Source organism: uncultured Ruminococcus sp., assembly GCF_934476685.1.
Lineage (GTDB): Bacteria > Bacillota > Clostridia > Oscillospirales > Ruminococcaceae > Hominimerdicola.
In genome coordinates this window covers 150,559-168,521 of the sequence record NZ_CAKSNX010000002.1, presented here as the reverse complement: position 1 = coordinate 168,521, position 17,963 = coordinate 150,559, and the positions used below count along the sequence as shown (strand labels likewise).

Sequence of the window (17,963 nt, the reverse complement as noted above, 5' to 3'; positions counted from 1 at the left end):
AGGAAACAGGGAAAATTATGAAAGAAGTTTCAAAGAACATATTTGTTACAATAGCAGGGCGTGCCAACGCAGGAAAATCATCTCTGCTCAACGCTCTTGTGGGAGAAAAAATAGCCGCAGTAAGTGATAAGCCGCAGACTACAAGAACAAAGATCACAGGAGTTCTTACAGAGGGCGGTACTCAGTTCGTATTTATGGACACACCGGGTATGCACAAAGCAAAGAACAAGCTTTCTGAGCATATGATAAACACAGTAAACGAGTCTGTGACAGGTGTTGATGTGATAATTCTTATGTGCGACTGCACAAAGAAGATATCTGACAATGAAAAAAATCTTATCAATGAATTCCGTTCGACAAAGAGCAAGGTCATACTTCTGCTCAACAAGATAGATCTTATTGATAAAAAAGAACAGCTTATCGGAAAGCTTGCAGAGTATTCTGCGCTGTACGATTTTGCTGAGGTCATACCTGTCAGCGTACTTACAGGCGAGGGACTTGATGTGCTTATGAACGTGCTGAGAGATAATGCGGCGGAAGGTCCGCATTACTTCCCTGATGATAAGTTTACGGACCAGCCTGAAAAAGTGATAATGGCTGAGATAATCAGAGAAAAGGCTCTTAGAAATCTTAACGAGGAAGTTCCCCATGGTATTGCTGTAACTATTGAACAGCTTAACGAGCGTGAGGACAGGAACGGCGAACCGATACTTGACGTAACGGCTACTATCTTCTGCGAGAGGGAGTCACACAAGGGCATAATCATCGGAAAAGGTGGTTCAATGCTTAGAAAGATCGGTCAGGAAGCAAGAGCTGATCTGGAAGAATTTTTTATGATAAAAGTCAATCTGCAATGCTGGGTAAAGGTAAAAGAGGGCTGGAGAAACCGTGAGGGCATGATAAAGAACTTCGGTCTGTCCTGATACAAGCTGCGCTGAAAAAATTTCCGCTCATAATTTAAAGGCTGCTGAAAACACTAATCGCTGAAAGGCGGCGGTCAAAATGGAGCAACCGGATATAACCTGCTTATGGGAAAAATTCTGTTCAAGCGGAAAGATCGAGGACTACCTTAACTACTCACATTATTCACACTACGACGTATCTGAGAAAGAGGTAACGGCAGATGAAAACCATAAAGGGACTTATACTCAGAGAGGCTGATCGAGGCGAGGCAAGCAAGTCGATATGCGTACTTACGGCGGAGCTGGGTGTGATATATGTTTATGTGCGGGGCGGAAAGAAAAGCTCAAAGACATCATCGTCAACGCAGGCTTTCACCTACTCTGCACTCTGCCTTGAAGAAAAGAAAAATGCTAAAGGACAGGTAAGCTACTTTTTAAACAGCAGCGAGCCTGTCAAGCTGTTTTATAATATAAGGCTTGACGCAAAAAGGCTTGCGCTTGCGTCGTACTTTTCAGAACTCATCATATACACAGGAACGGAAAGTGCGGGTATAGATGAGGTAATGCGGCTGGCACTGAATACATTTTATTTTCTCAACGAAGGGAAAAAGGATATGGAGCTGTTAAGATCCATATTTGAATTCAGGCTGCTGTGCGAGATAGGGTTAAGACCTGACCTTATCGGCTGCAAAAAATGTTTCTGCTACGAATCTGACAAAATGCATTTTAACTTTATGTCAAACAATCTTGAATGTGATGACTGCTGCTATAATCCCGACAGCATTTACGATCATGTTATGGACAGGACGATGCTTTACATAGTGCGCTTTATTGCGCTGACGGAATATGAAAGGCTGTTCGCATTTACAATAAGTCCGAGATATCAGCAGCTTTTGACAGAGTTTACGGAACGTTTTGTGAGATATCACCTAAAAAGCAATTTCCCTACACTTGAATTCTACAAAATGCTTTGATCGAAAGGAGAATGCCGCAGATCGGCGGCTTATATAGAAAATGGAGAATAAAAACTACGAAACACTTGAGCTTGACAAAGTGCTGGATATGCTGGCAAACAAATGCTCAAATGATGACAGTAAAAAAATTGCGCTTTCCACTGTGCCAAGCTGTGATCTTTTCACGGTGAAACAGGAGGTAAAAAAGACAGCAGAGGCTCTGGAGATGTCGGTAAAATACGGCACACCCGGGTTTTACAGCATACACAATGTATCGGCTTCACTTAACAGGGCAAAGGCGGGAGGAATACTTTCGCTGTCGGAACTGCTGGAAATAAAAAAGGTTCTGGGACAGACGTATGAGCTTTACCGCTGGTATGAGCAGGCAGAAAACAAGGACACTTCCCTTTCATACCTTTTCGACAGCCTGTTTCCAAACAAATATCTGTGGCAGAGGTTAGAAACAGCCATTATAGACAGCGAACGTCTTTCTGACGACGCAAGCCCTGAACTGAGAGCAATAAGACAGAAGATAACACGTTCGGGTCTTAAAATAAGAGAAACTCTTGACAAAATGGTTAAGTCACCTGCTGTACAGAAGTATCTTCAGGAGTCTATCATAACTATAAGGGACGGACGGTTTGTTCTCCCTGTAAAGACTGAGTTCAAGGGCAATGTAAGCGGTCTTGTACACGATACATCTTCAAGCGGTTCTACTTTGTTTATAGAGCCTATGTCCATAGTTGACGCAAACAACGATATAAAGATACTTGAGGGAAGAGAGCAGGACGAGATACACCGCATACTTACGGAATTTTCAAAAGAATGTGCGGATATGAGCGAGCAGATAAATTCAAGCTATGACGCTGCGGTAAAGCTCAATGTTTATTTTGCTAAGGCAAATCTGGCGGCTGATATGAGGGCAATGACTCCTGAAATATCAGATGACGGGGTAATAATCCTCAACAAGGCACGTCACCCGCTTATAGACAAGGAAAAAGTCGTGCCGATAAACTTTTCTATCGGTGAGAACTATTCATCACTTATAATCACAGGTCCTAACACAGGCGGTAAGACGGTAACGCTAAAAACAGTAGGACTGCTCACACTTATGACAATGTGCGGTATGCTTATACCTGCGTCTGACGGCAGCAGGATATCAATATACAGAAATATACTTGTTGACATCGGCGACAGGCAGTCTATTGAGCATAACCTTTCCACATTTTCTTCTCACATCAACAGAGTAAAAGATATACTTGATGAGGCAGACTGGCAGAGCCTTGTGCTTATAGACGAGCTTGGTTCGGGTACTGACCCTGTGGAGGGTGCGGCGCTTGCGGTTTCAATCATCGAAAGACTCAGACAGCTTGGCGTTACACTTGTAACTACAACTCACTATCAGGAGCTTAAAATGTATGCCCTCGATACTGACGGTGTGGAGAATGCCTCCTGTGAATTTGATGTCAACACGCTGAAGCCTACATACAGGCTGATAATCGGCTCACCCGGTAAGTCGAATGCTTTTGCAATATCGTCAAGTCTTGGCATTGATGATGATATCATAAAATATGCGAAGTCACTTATTTCGGAGGATAACAGACGTTTTGAAACTATCATAGATAACCTTGAAAGCGCAAGAGTGGAGCTTGAAAAGAACAACAAGCTTGCCGAAAAATACCGTCATGAAGCTGAACGTCTGAAAAATGAACTTGAAAAGCAGCGTGAAGAATTTTACGAGCAGAAAGAGGCGGAACTTGAAAAGGCAAGACGTGAGGCAAGCGACATAGTCCGCCGTGTTCAGAGAGAATCGCAGGCGCTTGTGGACGAGTTAGACAGTCTGAGAAAAGAAAAGGAACAGAGCAGCTTTACGCAACGTGCAATAGACGCACGTCACAAGCAGAAATCTGTTATGAACAAGCTTTATCTTGAAGCTAACCCTGTTACTGCTCAGCATGACGACAGCTACGTTCTTCCACGTCCACTTAAAAAGGGCGACACCGTTCTTATGACGGACACAAAGAGAAACGCTATCGTTATCACACCGCCTGATGATAAGGGTATGTGCTTTGTTCAGGCAGGCATAATGAAAACGAAGATAGATGTTAAAAAGCTTAGACTTATTGAAAAGCAGCAGCCGCAGAAAAATACATCTAAAAAGCCTGTTAAGGGCAGGGGTGTTTCGGCAAAGGGCGTTGAAAGCAGAATGACAAGACGCTTTTCAACCGAGCTTGATATAAGAGGATATGCCTCAGATGAGGGTATACACGAAACTGACAGCTTTATCGACAACGCTGTAATGTCCGGAATAACGATGCTGACCATTATTCACGGAAGAGGTACAGGCGTACTCAAAAATGCTATCCGTGCGCACCTTAAAAGACACCCGTCGGTAAAATCATTCCGTCCGGGAGTATATGGCGAGGGTGAAGACGGTGTAACTATCGTTGAGCTTAAATAAAAACTGAATAACTGATAAACGATCCTGAGAGAAAAAAATTCTTCTCAGGATCATTTTTTTACAAAGAAAAAGTCACTTGTGATGCACAGCACCAAAAGTGACTTTAAATAAGCTTTTATTAAGATCGCTCGATTTTTGATTATCCCTCGATCTTTTTCAGAATGATCTCTTTCATTTTTCCCGGATTTGCCTTGCCCTTTGAAGCCTTCATACACTGACCGACAAGGTAGCCGAGAGCGTTTGTCTTTCCGCCCTTATAGTCATTTACCGACTTCTCATTTGCTGCGAGAACTTCGTCTGCTATCTTCTCCAGAGCACCCTCGTCTGAAACCTGAGCAAGTCCCTGCTCCTTGATAATTTCAGCAACAGGCTTATCCTCTTCAAGCAGTACAGCGAATACCTTTTTGCCGCCTGCATTTGAGATAGTCTTGTTCTCGATAACTTCTGCAAGGTCTGTAAGATTATCAGGTGTAAGCTTTGTATCTGCAAGAGTCTTTCCTGTTTCGTTCATGAACTTTACAAGCTCTCCCAGTATCCATGTGGTATAGCACTTTGCAGCAAACTTGCCCTTAGCCATACAAGCGTCAAAGAATCCTGCAAGCTCAACTGACTCAGCAATGAATGTTGCGTCCTTTATATTAAGACCAAATTCCTTAACATATTTGAGTATCTTTATGTTCGGCAGTTCAGGGATAGTAGCTTTCAGCTCGTCCACTCTCTCCTGCTCGACCACGATAGTCAGCAGGTCTGGCTCTGGGAAGTATCTGTAATCCTGTGCGTCCTCCTTTGAACGCATAGAAATGCTCTCGCCCTTTACATCGTCCCAACGTCTAGTTTCCTGAATGATAGTTCCGCCTGCTTCAAGGACAGCTATCTGTCTTTCAACTTCGTAGTCGATGCCTCTTACAGCAGCGGAGAAGCTGTTTACGTTCTTCATCTCAGAACGTGTACCCATAGGCTCACCGGGCTTATGAACAGACACGTTTACGTCGCATCTGATAGAACCCTCCTGCATCTTACAGTCGCATATGCCGAGATACTGGAGAATTGATTTGAGCGTTTCAAGGTAAACCTTTGCCTCGGCAGATGATCTCATATCAGGCTCTGATACGATCTCGATAAGCGGTACGCCGCAGCGGTTAAGGTCAACAAGTGAAACTCCGTCGAATTTATCTGAGTGGAGCAGCTTTCCTGCGTCCTCCTCGATATGGATCCTTGTAACGCCGATCCTTCTTTCCTCGCCGTCCACAAGAATATCCACATATCCGTTTTCACAAAGCGGAACTTCAGCCTGTGATATCTGATATGCCTTTGGCAGGTCAGGGTAGAAATAGTTTTTTCTGTCCTGCTTGCATATTCTGTTTATGGAACAGTTAAGAGCGTGTCCCATTCTTATAGCATAATCAACGACTTTTTCATTAAGTGTCGGCAGCGTACCTGGCATACCCATACAGATAGGGCAAACCTGTGAGTTTACCTCAAGACCGAACTGGTTTTTACAGCTGCAGTATATTTTTGTTTCGGTATTAAGCTCAGCGTGAACTTCAAGACCGATAACGACTTCATAGCCTTTTACCATTATAATGACCTCCTATCTTAAAGCTCAGGCATTTTAAATCCGCCTACAATATTTTCGTAAGCATAAGCGGTATTCAAAAGCGTCTGTTCTGTGAACCTGTTGCCGATAAGCTGAAGACCGACAGGAAGTCCGTTGTTGTCATATGCGCATGGAATGCTCATTGCAGGAAGTCCTGCTATATTTACTGTTACTGTGCATATATCGGTAGCGTACATCTTAAGAGGATCACCTGTATTTTCACCGATCTTGAATGCAGTTGAAGGAGTTGTCGGAGCAGCGATAACGTCGATATCCTCAAACTGCTGAGCGAACTCAGACTGTATCCTTCTCTGGAGCAGCTTAGCCTTTTTATAGTAAGCGTCATAGAAACCTGAGCTGAGAACGAAAGTACCGAGCATTATTCTTCTCTTTACCTCGTCGCCGAATCCCTCTGAACGTGTTCTTTCGTACATATCTGTAAGTCCGTCGAACTGTTCGGCTCTGAAACCGTATCTTACGCCGTCATATCTTGCAAGGTTTGATGATGCCTCGGCTGATGAGATGATGTAATATGATGAAAGCGCATAGTCTGTTGACGGAAGCGATATCTCCTTTACAACAGCGCCCTGCTTTTCCATTTCCTTTACTGCGTTAAGTACAGACTGCTTTACAAAAGGATCTATTCCCTCGCCGAAATACTCCTTAGGAAGACCGATCTTAAGTCCCTTGAGGTCAGCCTTGAGCTGTGACTCATAGTTAGGGTACTCTCTGTAAGCAGAGGTAGCGTCAAGCTTATCATGACCTACGATAAGCGACTGAACCATAGCAACGTCCTTTACGCACTTGCCGAGAGGTCCGATCTGGTCGAGAGATGATGCGAATGCAACAAGACCATATCTTGAAACAGCGCCGTATGTTGGCTTAAGACCAACTACACCGCAGTATGACGCAGGCTGTCTGATAGATCCGCCTGTATCTGAACCGAGGGTAACTACTGCCTCTCCTGCTGCAACAGCGGCAGCTGAACCGCCTGATGAACCGCCTGGTATCCTGTCTGTATCGAAAGGATTTTTTGTAGGCTTATAGTATGAGTTTTCTGTTGAAGAACCCATAGCGAACTCGTCCATATTAAGTTTTCCTGTTATCACTGCACCGCTGTCAAGCACCTTTTCCATTGCGGTAGCGTTGAACGGAGGAACATAATTTTCAAGCATTCTTGATGCACAGGTAGTTCTGAGTCCCTTTGTTGTGATATTATCCTTTATTCCCACAGGTATACCTGCCAGCGGAGAAAGCTCCTCCCCTGCGGCAAGCTTGCTGTCGATATCGGCAGCCTGTGCCATGGCATTTTCTTCATTAAGTGTGAGGTAAGCGTCTACCTTGCCCTCAACCGCTTTTATTCTGTCAAAAACTGACTTTGTAAGCTCTGTTGAGCTGATCTCCTTATTTTTCAGCATTTCAGAAAGCTCACAGGCATTTTTCTTAAATAGTTCCAACTTCAACACTCCTTACTCAACTGTTTTAGGCACGACCAGACAGCCTGCCTTTACCTTAGGAGCGTTCTGCATAAGCTCCTGTCTTGTAAACTTCTTGTCGGCAACCTCATCCTTACGAAGCTTCATAGGATTGCTTGCGTCAAGTACAAGTTCATCGTTGATATCAGGAAGTTTTTCCACCATATTTACAATGCCCTGCATTTCTGACTCAAACTTTTCAAGCTGATCGTCTTCTATACGCAGACGTGCAAGCTTTGCGATGTGTTTAATGTCAATGTTCATTTTACATTCCTCCTAATATATATTATTTTATCATATCGAGAAATTGATCCTCTGTGATTATCTCTATACCGAGCTGCTGAGCCTTGTCAAGCTTGCTGCCTGCCTCCTCACCTGCAAGAACGTAGGTGGTTTTTTTAGACACCGAGCCGCTTGCCTTTCCTCCGAAACGCTCTATAAGCTCTTTAGCCTCGCTGCGTTTCAAAGTAGGAAGAGTTCCCGTCAGCACAAAAGTCATATTTTCAAATCGGCTGTCCTGCTGTATCTTCTCATATTTAGTGTTAAGACCGCATTCTTCGAGCCGTTTTACAAGCGCAAGCATATGCTCCTCATGGAAAGCCCTGCATACGCTCTGAGCCATTATTTCGCCGAAACCGTCTATCTCAGCTATCTCTTCGGCAGAGGCATTTATGATATTATCCAGATCCCCGAACTTTTCACAAAGCAGCTTTGCGGAAGTCTGACCGATATTTCTTATGCCCAGTCCGAACACCAATCTGTCCAAAGAATTGGACTTTGAGTTCTCGATAGCGTTAAGAAGATTGCTTACCGATTTCTCTTTGAAGTTTTCAAGTTCCAGCAGTTTGTCAGCAGTAAGCGCATACAGATCAGCCACCGAGCTTATAAGCTTATTGTCAAGGAGAGTTTTAACTATCTGCGGGCCAAGTCCGTCAATGTTCATTGCACCCTTAGACGCAAAATGAACGATACTTCTGAATATCTGGGAAGGACATTCAACGTTCGGACATCTAACCGCCGCCTCGTCCTCAGACTTTACAAGCTTTGTGCCGCAGTCTGGACAGTTTTCGGGGAGAGTATATGCACCTTCGCTGTGTTTCTCCACCGCTCCGAGGACTTCAGGAATAATATCCCCTGCCTTGCGGACTTTGATAATATCGCCGACAGAAATATTCTTTTCGTTGATAAAATCCTGATTATGGAGCGTTGCCCTCGACACGCTCGTTCCTGCCAGAAAGACAGGTTCAAACACCGCCACAGGAGTTACAGCTCCCGTTCTTCCAACGTTAAGTTCTATATCAAGCAGCTTTGATGTTTTTTCCTCCGGCGGGAATTTATACGCCACCGCCCACTTAGGAACTTTTGCTGTTGCGCCGAGTATCTCACGCTGAGCAAAATCATCTACCTTGACTACCACTCCGTCGATATCATAAGGCAGTTCAAAACGCTTTTCGCCTATCTCATTTATTCTTTCGATTATCTCATCAGCGGTATTCACCAGACGATAATCGGGAATAGTTTTAAATCCCAACTCTTTCAGGTAATCAAGCGACTGCTTATGTGAAGTAAGTTCTTTCCCCTCTATACGCTGAACATTAAAAACAAAAATATCCAACTTACGCTTTGCGGCTATCTTCGGATTTTTCTGTCTTAACGAACCTGCAGCAGCATTTCTCGGATTTTTAAATGTCTGCTCACCGTTTTCCTCCTGCTGTTTTATAAGCTTAAGGAAAACATTTTTCGGCATATATGTTTCACCTCTGACCTCGATAAGCGGCAGCTTTTCGGGAATGCTCAGAGGTATTGAATTTACAGTTTTAAGGTTTTCCGTAACGTTCTCACCGATAAATCCGTCGCCACGGGTAGAACCTATAACAAACTCGCCGTCATGGTATTCAAGTGAAACGGAAAGTCCGTCTATCTTAGGCTCAACAACGAACTTCGGATCGTCAACGGTCTGCCTTACAGTATCAACAAAACTTCTGACCTGTTCAAAAGAAAAAACGTCCTGCAATGATCCCATCTGAACGGTATGTTCGACCTTTTCAAATATGGATATCGCCTCGCCGCCAACACGCTGAGTCGGCGAATCCTTACGGATAAACTGCGGATATTTTCCCTCAAGCTCCCTCAATTCCTGCTGGAGCATATCGTAGTCATAGTCAGAGATCTCGTTTCTGTCCTCCACATAGTACAAATGTGCATGATAATTAAGCTTTTCAACAAGCTCATCTATCCGTATTTTTGCGGAGCTTTCATCTATCATAAAAATATCTGCCTTTCACAAAATTATAAAATTATTATACCATATTTTCTTGCGAATTACAAGTGCCGACAGAGAAATCCCTTAAAAAGACATACTGTTTTATTTTTGTTCACATCTGGCATATCAGCGGAACTTGTGAAAATATTGCGCTGATTTTAAATTATTTTGAACTTAGTGTATTCCGTTGACAAAACTGTCTTTTGGGGTTATAATTAAATAGTATGCGATATATGGTGTTTACAGCTTTATATCTGCAAATAACTGTTAATTAAGGAGTGTGTTTTTTAGTGGACGATGCCTGTAATAGCCGATTACCCCGAATACAGAGCAGCAGCGTCTGCTTGTGATTCACAGTAATCTGCATGGTGATCCTACAAAATCGGGAGGGTTAAGTTATGTATGATAATGTGTTAAAACTACTTAACGACAGAAATTTCAAAAAGATCCGTGAGATATTCATTGATATGAATGAAGCGGACGTTGCTGCGCTTTTGCAGCGTTTTTATGATGACCACGAGGCTGAAACTCACGAGCTTATAGTGCTTTTCAGACTTCTCAATAAAGATGTTGCCGCTGACGTATTTTCATATATGGACAGCGATATGCAGATGATTCTCATCAACTCCTTTACTGATAAGGAGCTGCAGGACGTTATTGACGATCTGTATGTGGACGATACGGTTGACATGATCGAAGAGATGCCTGCGAATGTTGTATCCCGTATCCTTAAATCTGCTGACGCTGAAACAAGAAAGCAGATAAATCAGATACTTAAATATCCGAAGGACTCTGCGGGTTCTATCATGACCACAGAGTATGTGTATCTCAAGCAGGAGTATACCGCAAAAGAGGCTCTTGACTGGATACGCCATGTCGGAATGGTAAAGGAAACTGTTTACACGCTGTATGTAACGGAGAACAGAAAGCTTATCGGCGTTCTTTCGGTGCTGGATCTTATCACAGCTGATGAAGAGGATAAGATCTCTGACATAATGGACACAAACATAATTTCTGTTGACACACTAGAGGACAGGGAGCTTGTTGCTGCAAAGTTCGCAAAATACGACTTTGTCGCAATGCCTGTTGTTGACAAGGAAAACCGTATGGTGGGAATCATTACTTACGATGACGCTCTGGACGTAATTCAGGAAGAGAACACAGAGGACTTTATGAAGTACGCAGCCGTTGCCCCCAGTGACGATTCTTACTTCAAGACATCGGTTTTCACTCACGCTAAAAACAGAATAGTATGGCTGCTTGTACTTATGCTTTCGGCTACCATTACAGGTGCTATCGTAAACAGGTATCAGGAAGCCTTTGCGGCAGTACCTGTGCTTGTATCATTCCTTTCGATGCTGAGCGGAACAGGCGGTAACTGCGGTTCGCAGACATCGACTCTGGTTATCCGTGGTATGGCTTTGGGCGAGATACGAATGCGTGACTTTTTCAGAGTTATGTTCAAGGAATTTCGTGTTGCAATACTCTGCGGAATAATTCTTTCCATAGTCAACGCAGGAAGGATCATACTTGTATACCACAACAACCCGACAGTAGACTGTTACAAGCTTGCGTTCACTGTAAGTGCAGCTATAATGCTGACAGTAGTGCTTTCAAAGCTTATTGCGGCAATGCTGCCTATGGCTGCTAAGAAGCTGAAACTTGACCCTGCTATAATGGCTGCACCGCTTATCACAACTATCGTTGACACCTGTTCAACCCTTATGTTCTTTGCGCTGGCAACTGTTGTATTTGATATCTAAAAATCAACGGACGGAGAAATCTAAAATTCTCCGTCCGTTTTTGTGTATCATATTATCCGTTTTATTATTGCTCTTTCTTTTTCACAAATTTTAAAACTGCTCCTACAGCTGCCAGTACAGCCGCAGCTGACATTATTATAACGCTGGCAAGCACACTTCTGTCTTTGCCGTTAAACTGCATAAAAACTATCTGATTTTTAGCATCAACTGCGTTAAGCACTATGTCAGCAGCGATCATATACACACCTGCTGAGGCGATACATACCGCCGCTTTGAAAAAGCCGCTGACTTTCAGATAACGTATAACTGCGAACCATATCCAGCAAAGAGAGCAAAGCACGGCTGCTGTAATAAGTCCGCTTTTCATTGCTGAGGCTGAACCATATTTCCATGTTCCGTAAGCAATAACAGCGAAAAGCGCAAAAGTATCCGCAGTAAAGCATATAAGACCTTTATTGCCTCTGACATATTTCTCAAAAATATCTGACCTTAATATGAAAGGCAGGAACACTATGCACACAGCAAGCAGTATTCCGAGAAATGCCATCAAGAACCAATCTCCGCCGCTGTACAGACAGCCTGCCGCAAGCAGCAGGTCAAGAGATATATAAAAGCTGCCGAAAACAGCAAGTGCTGTATGCTTTCTCACAAGAACAGGTATGTTCACTACTGAAAATGTCATCATAAGAGAAGTCAGAAGAATGAAAAACCACCCTGCCGTTTTGTTGCTTATGAAATTATATATAAAACTTGGTATGATAGCCGCAAGGTAACAGGCACCTGTTATAACCGTATATCCTTTTACAAATCGTTTATAGCTTTTTGCCATAAGTTCAGTTTCTCTCTGCTGATAGTCCTCGCTGGCGGTACAAAGTTCGTGTTCAGATATATTAAGCGCACTGCATATTCCTGATATCATTGTTATATCTGGATAGGATATTCCCCTCTCCCACTTGCTTACGGCTGATTCCGTAACATACAGCTTTGCGGCAAGCTCCTTCTGAGATAGATTATTTTCCTTTCTTTTTGTCTGTATAAATTTGCCCAGAGTTTTTTTATCCTCCATTTTTGACCATTCCTTTCGTGGTTATGCTCGGAACCATTGCAATGTCATTTTCCGTATTTTCATTATACTTTGCCCCGCCTTTTTAGTCAAGGAAATCAGGCAAATTTACAGGTAGACTGTTAGTCAAGTCCCGATTTTACGGTGTTTCAGAGCTTTTGCGCCACACAAAAAAAGCGGCGGAAAATCTCCGCCGCTTTACGCTTGAACTTACTTATCAAAATCAGATCTTTACTGTCCAGCCGTACTCATCAGGGATCTTGCCCCACTGAATACCTGTCATTGTATCATAAAGCATCTGTGAAATAGGTCCTATCTTGTTATCGTTGATAGTCATTACCTTGTCGCCCCACTTAAGGTGACCAACAGGTGAGATAACAGCTGCTGTACCTGTACCGAATACCTCGTCCAACTTGCCCTCGTCATAAGCCTTTGCGATCTCTTCGATAGAAATTCTTCTCTCGGAAACCTTATAGCCCTTGTTCTTGCAGATCTCAAGAGCAGACTTTCTTGTGATACCAGGAAGAACAGAACCTGTGAGCTTTGGTGTGATAACTTCTCCGTCGATAACAAAGAAGATGTTCATTGAACCGACCTCTTCAACATACTTCTGCTCAACGCCGTCGAGCCAGAGTACCTGCTCATAATCCTGATTATGAGCCTCGTCCTGTCCCTTAAGGGAGATAGCATAGTTTGCTGCAGTCTTAGCAAAACCTGTACCGCCTCTTACAGCTCTTACATACTTCTGCTCAACATAGATCTTAACAGGGTTAAGTCCTGTTGAATAGTAAGCACCTGATGGTGAGAGAATTATCATAAAGAGATAATGGTCAGCAGGTCTTACACCAACATATGGATCAACTGCAAAAATAAAAGGTCTGATATAAAGTGAAGCTCCGTCTGTGTGCGGTACCCAATCTTCTTCGATCTTTACAAGCTTCTTGAGCGCTTCTACCATAAATTCTTCATCTATCTGAGGAATGACCATTCTTTCAGCAGATACATTCATTCTCTTGAAGTTCTCCTGAGGTCTGAACAGCTGAACGCTGCCGTCAGCAGTTCTGTAAGCCTTAAGACCTTCAAAGATCTCCTGTCCGTAATGCAGACACATAGCAGCCGGAGAAAGTGAGATCTCACCGAAAGGAACGATCCTTGCATCGTGCCAGCCCTTACCTGTGTCATAGTTCATAACGAACATATGATCTGTGAAAACATGACCAAATCCAAGCTTAGTTTCATCCTGTGGCTTTTCCTTTGGATTTTTAGTCAGTTCAATTTTGATTTCCATAACAAAAATCCTTCTTTCTTAATTTTCATTTCTTTTATTATAATACTTTTTATCTTAATTTTCAAGAGGTTTTAAAAATTTTTTCAAGTGGTTTTGAAAAATTTTTTCACATTGTTGGCATTTTAACGTGACATTTGTGATAAATATTAGGTTTAAAAGCCTTAATTTTCGGATTCTATTGACAAAATTCTGCTAAAATGATAAAATAATGATGTAAATATTTTTTTGGAGTGATAAAAATGAGCATAAAAAGTAAGATCACAGCAGCCGCAGCTGTCTGCACAGTTTTTGCGGTCGGTGCAACAGGTCTTGGCGGAACGCTGTACATGAGCGGAATTACTGCCAGCGCAGACAGTGCATATTCCGTAAAGGCTGTTTCAGTCAGCAAGCCTGTTATCAAGACAGGATACACAGCAGCTGAAAGAAGTATACAGATCAGCTGGAACAAGGTTTCAGGTGCAGACGGATACTATATCTACCGCTACGGTGAAAACTGTCCGAGGTGGCTCAATGTCGGCAAAACAAATTCAAAAACCGTTTCTTTTAAAAGCGACGCTCTTCCCGGTCTGAAATACAAATTTAAGATCAAAGCATACAAGCTTGTAAACGGCAAGAAGGTTTTCAGTGATTACAGCAGCGAGATCAAAACGGTTTCAAAGCCTGGTCAGTGCATAATTATTTCAGCCTCAAAGACTAACAGTTCTGTTACCCTTATATGGAACAAGCTCAGCGGAACAGGCTACGAAATTTTCATGCGTGAAAAAGGCAGCTCCGACTGGAGAAAGGCTAAGACTATAACCGATAAGAACGTAAATACATACAAGATCGGCAATCTTTACGCAGGAACATCATATGAGTTCATGGTAAGATCCACAGCAGTTGATGAGAACGGCAAAAAGGCTTACGGCACATACAGCACCATAAGAACTGTAAAGACAACAGGTGTAAGCTTTAACTACGTTCCAAGTGCGTCAAAGTTTCTTTCACGTCTTAACTCTGCGACTACTACTTCCACAAGAAAATCATACAAGCTCTACAACAGACAGGGCAAAAAGACTGTTACAACAACAGAATACCTTTCAAGCGCTGATATACAGACACTCAAGAGATTTGCCGACGAGCATTTCACTTCATCTATGACTAAGGGTGAAAAGGTAGATTACACACTTCAGTGGATAAACAAGAATGTTGTATACGCTGACGGAAAGAATGGACATCCTCAGTACAGTGACATATGGGCAAAATCTTATGTTGACGCAGTATTCAACAGCAGAGCAGGTCAGTGCGTACAGTACAACGGTGCTCTCGTCGCTATGATGTGTTACCTCGGCTATGACGCTAATCTTGTTCAGGGTTATCGTGGATATGAAAACGGCAGCCAGTGGCAGCACTTCTGGGGCGAAGTTAAGATAGGCAGCACTTCATATCTTATGGAATGCGGCAACTACGGTCAGGACGGTGACTGGTACTACTGCTGCGTGAAGTATTCCGAGTCAAACCCATGGGGCGGAGCTTCATACATTATGAACGGCAAGGCAGCAGACAAATAAAAAATAAATTTGCATAACATACGAAAACGGCTTCGGAAAATATCCGAAGCCGTTATTTTTTATATTTCGTTGCGGTTTTCCAAAGCCTTATAAAGTGTTACCTCGTCCGCATACTCCAGTATTCCGCCGATAGGCAGACCGAATGCCAGACGTGTGACCTTTACTCCCAAAGGTTTCAGCAGCTTTGAAATGTACATAGCCGTAGCCTCACCCTCAACAGTAGGGTTGGTCGCCATTATTACTTCCTGCACTCCGTCCTTGCCGATCCGTGCAAGAAGTTCCTTGATCTTGAGCTTGTCAGGTGTAATGCCGTCGATAGGCGAGATCAATCCATGAAGTACATGGTACACGCCTTTATACTCCTTTGTACGCTCAAAAGCAGAAATATCCTTCGGACTTTCCACCACGCACACAGTAGTATGGTCACGCCTTGTATCAGAACAGACAGGACAAAGTTCCTTATCCGTATAATTCTGACAGCATGAGCATAGATGGACCGTTTTATGTACATTCACGATAGCGTCTGCAAAAGCGTCAGCCTCAGCCTCGCTCATAGACATGACATAATAAGCCAACCGCTGGGCAGACTTCATACCTATTCCCGGCAGCTTTGCAAACTGCTCAGTAAGAAGAACAAGGGGAAGCGCATTAGTTTCTGCCATTAGAACAGACCTGGGAATGAAACTCCGCCTGTAAGCTTCTGCATCTCTGCGTCACTTACTTCATCAAGGTTAGCAACAGCTGCGTTGAATGCGCTCATGATAACGTCCTGAAGTGTTTCTACGTCCTCAGGATCAACGATCTCAGGCTTGATATCCAGCTTAAGAACGTTTCTCTTGCCGTTGATAGTTACTTCAACAACTCCGCCGCCAGCTGTACCTGTGAACTCTCTCTGTTCGAGGTCAGCCTGAAGAGCTGTGATCTCGTCCTGCATCTTCTGTGCCTGCTTAAGCATCTGATTCATATTGTTTGAAGGACCTTTGCCCATTCCGTTTGGTATTCTTGCTTTCATTGCAATAAACTCCTTATATTTATTTTTTTATTTCAACTTCCATATCAAGCTCTTTAGCCTTTTTAAGCAGCTTGTTGATAGGATTTTCGGTATCCTCCGGAGCTACGTTCTTGGCCGACTTCACCTTGATTGCGAAAGTTTGTCCAAAATTATTTTTAAGCACACCGTTTATAACGGCAGGTGCATTCGACTCCTTGAAAAGTTTCAGGAAAAAATCGTTGTCCACAATAAGGAAGAGCGTATTCTGCATTCTGAACGCTCTTGACTTTTTAAGAAATCCGCTTATCGACGGGTCTTTCTCACTTATCTGAGCGACGATAGAATCCCACTGTTCAAGAGGCTGAACTTCATCGGTATTGACCTTTTTAAAATCAGGGTCAGGCTGCGGTCTTACAGGCTGTTCCGCCTGCTGCACAGGTTTGCCGAGAGGTTTTCCCTCAGCCGCTGCACTTTCAAGCTGCGAAACTCTCTGCATAAGAGCCTGCATCTCTGCCGAACCTGCTGCACGGCCTCCCCCATTCTTTCCGACAGGTTTGTTGCCGCACATTTTGATTATGCACATTTCAAGCTCTATCCTCTTAGAAGTGCTTTTAGCAAAACGTTCCGAGCTTTCCTGCAAAATCGCAATATTGCTCAGTATCTCATCAAGGGATATCTGCTTAGATATTTTCAGCAGTCTGTCATACTCGTCAGGCAGACAGGTAATAAGATCCTTGCTGTTGTCGATAGTTGACGCAAGCATAAGATTACGCATCTGCTCCAGCAATTCCCCTGCAAGGACTTTAAGATCCTTTGACATACTGTAAAGTCTGTTGACGATACGCAGAGCCTCGGCTGCATTTTTCTGTGAAACACACTCGATGATATCAAAAAGATAATCTCTTCCCGCAATACCCGATGCAGATGAAACGACATCAAGGGTTATATCATCGCTGAATGCAACGCACTGATCCAGCAGCGAAAGCGCATCTCTCATACCACCGTCCGAAAGTCTTGCGATAAGCTCGGCAGCGTCCTGAGCAAGAGTAAAACCTTCCTGTTCAGCAATATAGCTGAGCCTTGCAACGATATCCTCATTGCGTATGCGGTTAAAGTCAAAATGCTGACATCTTGATATAATGGTAGCAGGGACTTTATGGATCTCCGTTGTGGCAAGAATAAACTTGACATGAGGAGGAGGTTCTTCCATTGTTTTCAGCAATGCATTGAACGCACCTGCAGAAAGCATATGAACCTCGTCGATTATATACACCTTATATCGGCACATTTCAGGAGTAAACATTACCCCTTCACGAAGTTCTCTTATATCGTTGACGCTTGCGTTAGAAGCAGCGTCTATCTCGATTATATCAGCCAGCGAGCCGTTATCGGCATTTTTACAGATATCACATTCAAGGCAAGGCTCTCCGTCCTTTGAATGTTCACAGTTGATAGCTTTCGCAAAAATTCTTGCGCAGGTAGTTTTACCCGTACCCCTTGAACCTGTAAACAGGTAAGCATGGGCAGTTTTGCCGCTGATTATCTGATTTTTCAAGGTCGTTGTAATGTGCGGCTGAGAAACAACGTCATCAAAAGATTTCGGACGCCATTTTCTATATAGTGCCTGATACATTAACTCACATCCTTAAAATAAAAA

General features: G+C 43.3%; 15 protein-coding genes. 6 read left to right on the top strand and 9 right to left on the bottom strand.

Going from position 1 to position 17,963, the window contains the following annotated elements; all coding sequences use genetic code 11:
- Positions 1–17 precede the first annotated feature (17 nt).
- The 4 genes from era to Q0E19_RS03260 all read left to right on the top strand — a co-directional run bounded on the left by era (position 18) and on the right by Q0E19_RS03260 (position 4,316).
- Positions 18–923 (top strand): GTPase Era, encoded by a 906-nt coding sequence (gene era, locus Q0E19_RS03275; protein WP_294407392.1) that lies wholly within the window; start codon positions 18–20, stop codon positions 921–923.
- Positions 924–1,002: 79 nt separating this feature from the next.
- On the top strand, positions 1,003–1,161 hold the full coding sequence (locus Q0E19_RS03270; RefSeq protein WP_294407389.1) for a hypothetical protein: 159 nt from the start codon (positions 1,003–1,005) through the stop codon (positions 1,159–1,161).
- A complete protein-coding gene (gene recO, locus Q0E19_RS03265; protein WP_294407386.1) occupies positions 1,124–1,876 on the top strand; it encodes a DNA repair protein RecO in 753 nt (250 codons plus the stop codon). Before Q0E19_RS03270 ends, recO begins: the two co-directional genes overlap by 38 nt.
- A 40-nt stretch (positions 1,877–1,916) precedes the next feature.
- Positions 1,917–4,316, top strand: a complete 2,400-nt coding sequence (locus Q0E19_RS03260; RefSeq protein ID WP_294407383.1) for an endonuclease MutS2 — start codon at positions 1,917–1,919, stop codon at positions 4,314–4,316.
- A gap of 139 nt (positions 4,317–4,455) precedes the next feature.
- On the opposite strand, the gene gatB is transcribed toward Q0E19_RS03260, so the two are convergent.
- Genes gatB through ligA form a run of 4 tightly spaced genes read right to left on the bottom strand, consistent with a single transcriptional unit; the run spans position 4,456 to position 9,654 of the window.
- Complete coding sequence (gatB, locus tag Q0E19_RS03255) at positions 4,456–5,895, bottom strand: Asp-tRNA(Asn)/Glu-tRNA(Gln) amidotransferase subunit GatB (RefSeq protein WP_294407380.1); 1,440 nt, start codon at positions 5,893–5,895, stop codon at positions 4,456–4,458.
- 17 nt (positions 5,896–5,912) lie between these two features.
- Positions 5,913–7,370 (bottom strand): Asp-tRNA(Asn)/Glu-tRNA(Gln) amidotransferase subunit GatA, encoded by a 1,458-nt coding sequence (gatA, locus tag Q0E19_RS03250; RefSeq protein ID WP_294407375.1) that lies wholly within the window; start codon positions 7,368–7,370, stop codon positions 5,913–5,915.
- 12 nt (positions 7,371–7,382) lie between these two features.
- Positions 7,383–7,652, bottom strand: coding sequence for an Asp-tRNA(Asn)/Glu-tRNA(Gln) amidotransferase subunit GatC (gatC, locus tag Q0E19_RS03245; protein ID WP_294407372.1), 270 nt, complete (start codon positions 7,650–7,652; stop codon positions 7,383–7,385).
- A gap of 22 nt (positions 7,653–7,674) precedes the next feature.
- Positions 7,675–9,654 carry an NAD-dependent DNA ligase LigA gene (gene ligA, locus Q0E19_RS03240; RefSeq protein ID WP_294407368.1) on the bottom strand — a complete coding sequence of 660 codons (1,980 nt, stop codon included), beginning with the start codon at positions 9,652–9,654 and terminating at the stop codon, positions 7,675–7,677.
- 395 nt (positions 9,655–10,049) lie between these two features.
- Here ligA and mgtE point away from each other — a divergent pair, with 395 nt between their 5' ends.
- On the top strand, positions 10,050–11,414 hold the full coding sequence (gene mgtE / locus Q0E19_RS03235) for a magnesium transporter (protein WP_294407366.1): 1,365 nt from the start codon (positions 10,050–10,052) through the stop codon (positions 11,412–11,414).
- 64 nt (positions 11,415–11,478) lie between these two features.
- On the opposite strand, the gene Q0E19_RS03230 is transcribed toward mgtE, so the two are convergent.
- Positions 11,479–12,480, bottom strand: coding sequence for a helix-turn-helix transcriptional regulator (locus Q0E19_RS03230; protein ID WP_294407365.1), 1,002 nt, complete (start codon positions 12,478–12,480; stop codon positions 11,479–11,481).
- Between the two features lie 220 nt (positions 12,481–12,700).
- Positions 12,701–13,765 carry a branched-chain amino acid aminotransferase gene (locus Q0E19_RS03225; RefSeq protein WP_294407360.1) on the bottom strand — a complete coding sequence of 355 codons (1,065 nt, stop codon included), beginning with the start codon at positions 13,763–13,765 and terminating at the stop codon, positions 12,701–12,703.
- Between the two features lie 239 nt (positions 13,766–14,004).
- Here Q0E19_RS03225 and Q0E19_RS03220 point away from each other — a divergent pair, with 239 nt between their 5' ends.
- Complete coding sequence (locus Q0E19_RS03220; protein ID WP_294407355.1) at positions 14,005–15,315, top strand: fibronectin type III domain-containing protein; 1,311 nt, start codon at positions 14,005–14,007, stop codon at positions 15,313–15,315.
- Between the two features lie 59 nt (positions 15,316–15,374).
- On the opposite strand, the gene recR is transcribed toward Q0E19_RS03220, so the two are convergent.
- From recR to dnaX, 3 genes are read right to left on the bottom strand one after another with little or no spacing between them, the layout of a single operon-like run.
- On the bottom strand, positions 15,375–15,977 hold the full coding sequence (recR, locus tag Q0E19_RS03215; RefSeq protein ID WP_294407352.1) for a recombination mediator RecR: 603 nt from the start codon (positions 15,975–15,977) through the stop codon (positions 15,375–15,377).
- A complete protein-coding gene (locus Q0E19_RS03210; RefSeq protein ID WP_294407349.1) occupies positions 15,977–16,327 on the bottom strand; it encodes a YbaB/EbfC family nucleoid-associated protein in 351 nt (116 codons plus the stop codon). Before Q0E19_RS03210 ends, recR begins: the two co-directional genes overlap by 1 nt.
- Positions 16,328–16,346: 19 nt before the next feature.
- Positions 16,347–17,939, bottom strand: coding sequence for a DNA polymerase III subunit gamma/tau (gene dnaX / locus Q0E19_RS03205; protein WP_294407345.1), 1,593 nt, complete (start codon positions 17,937–17,939; stop codon positions 16,347–16,349).
- Between the last annotated feature and the right edge of the window lie 24 nt (positions 17,940–17,963).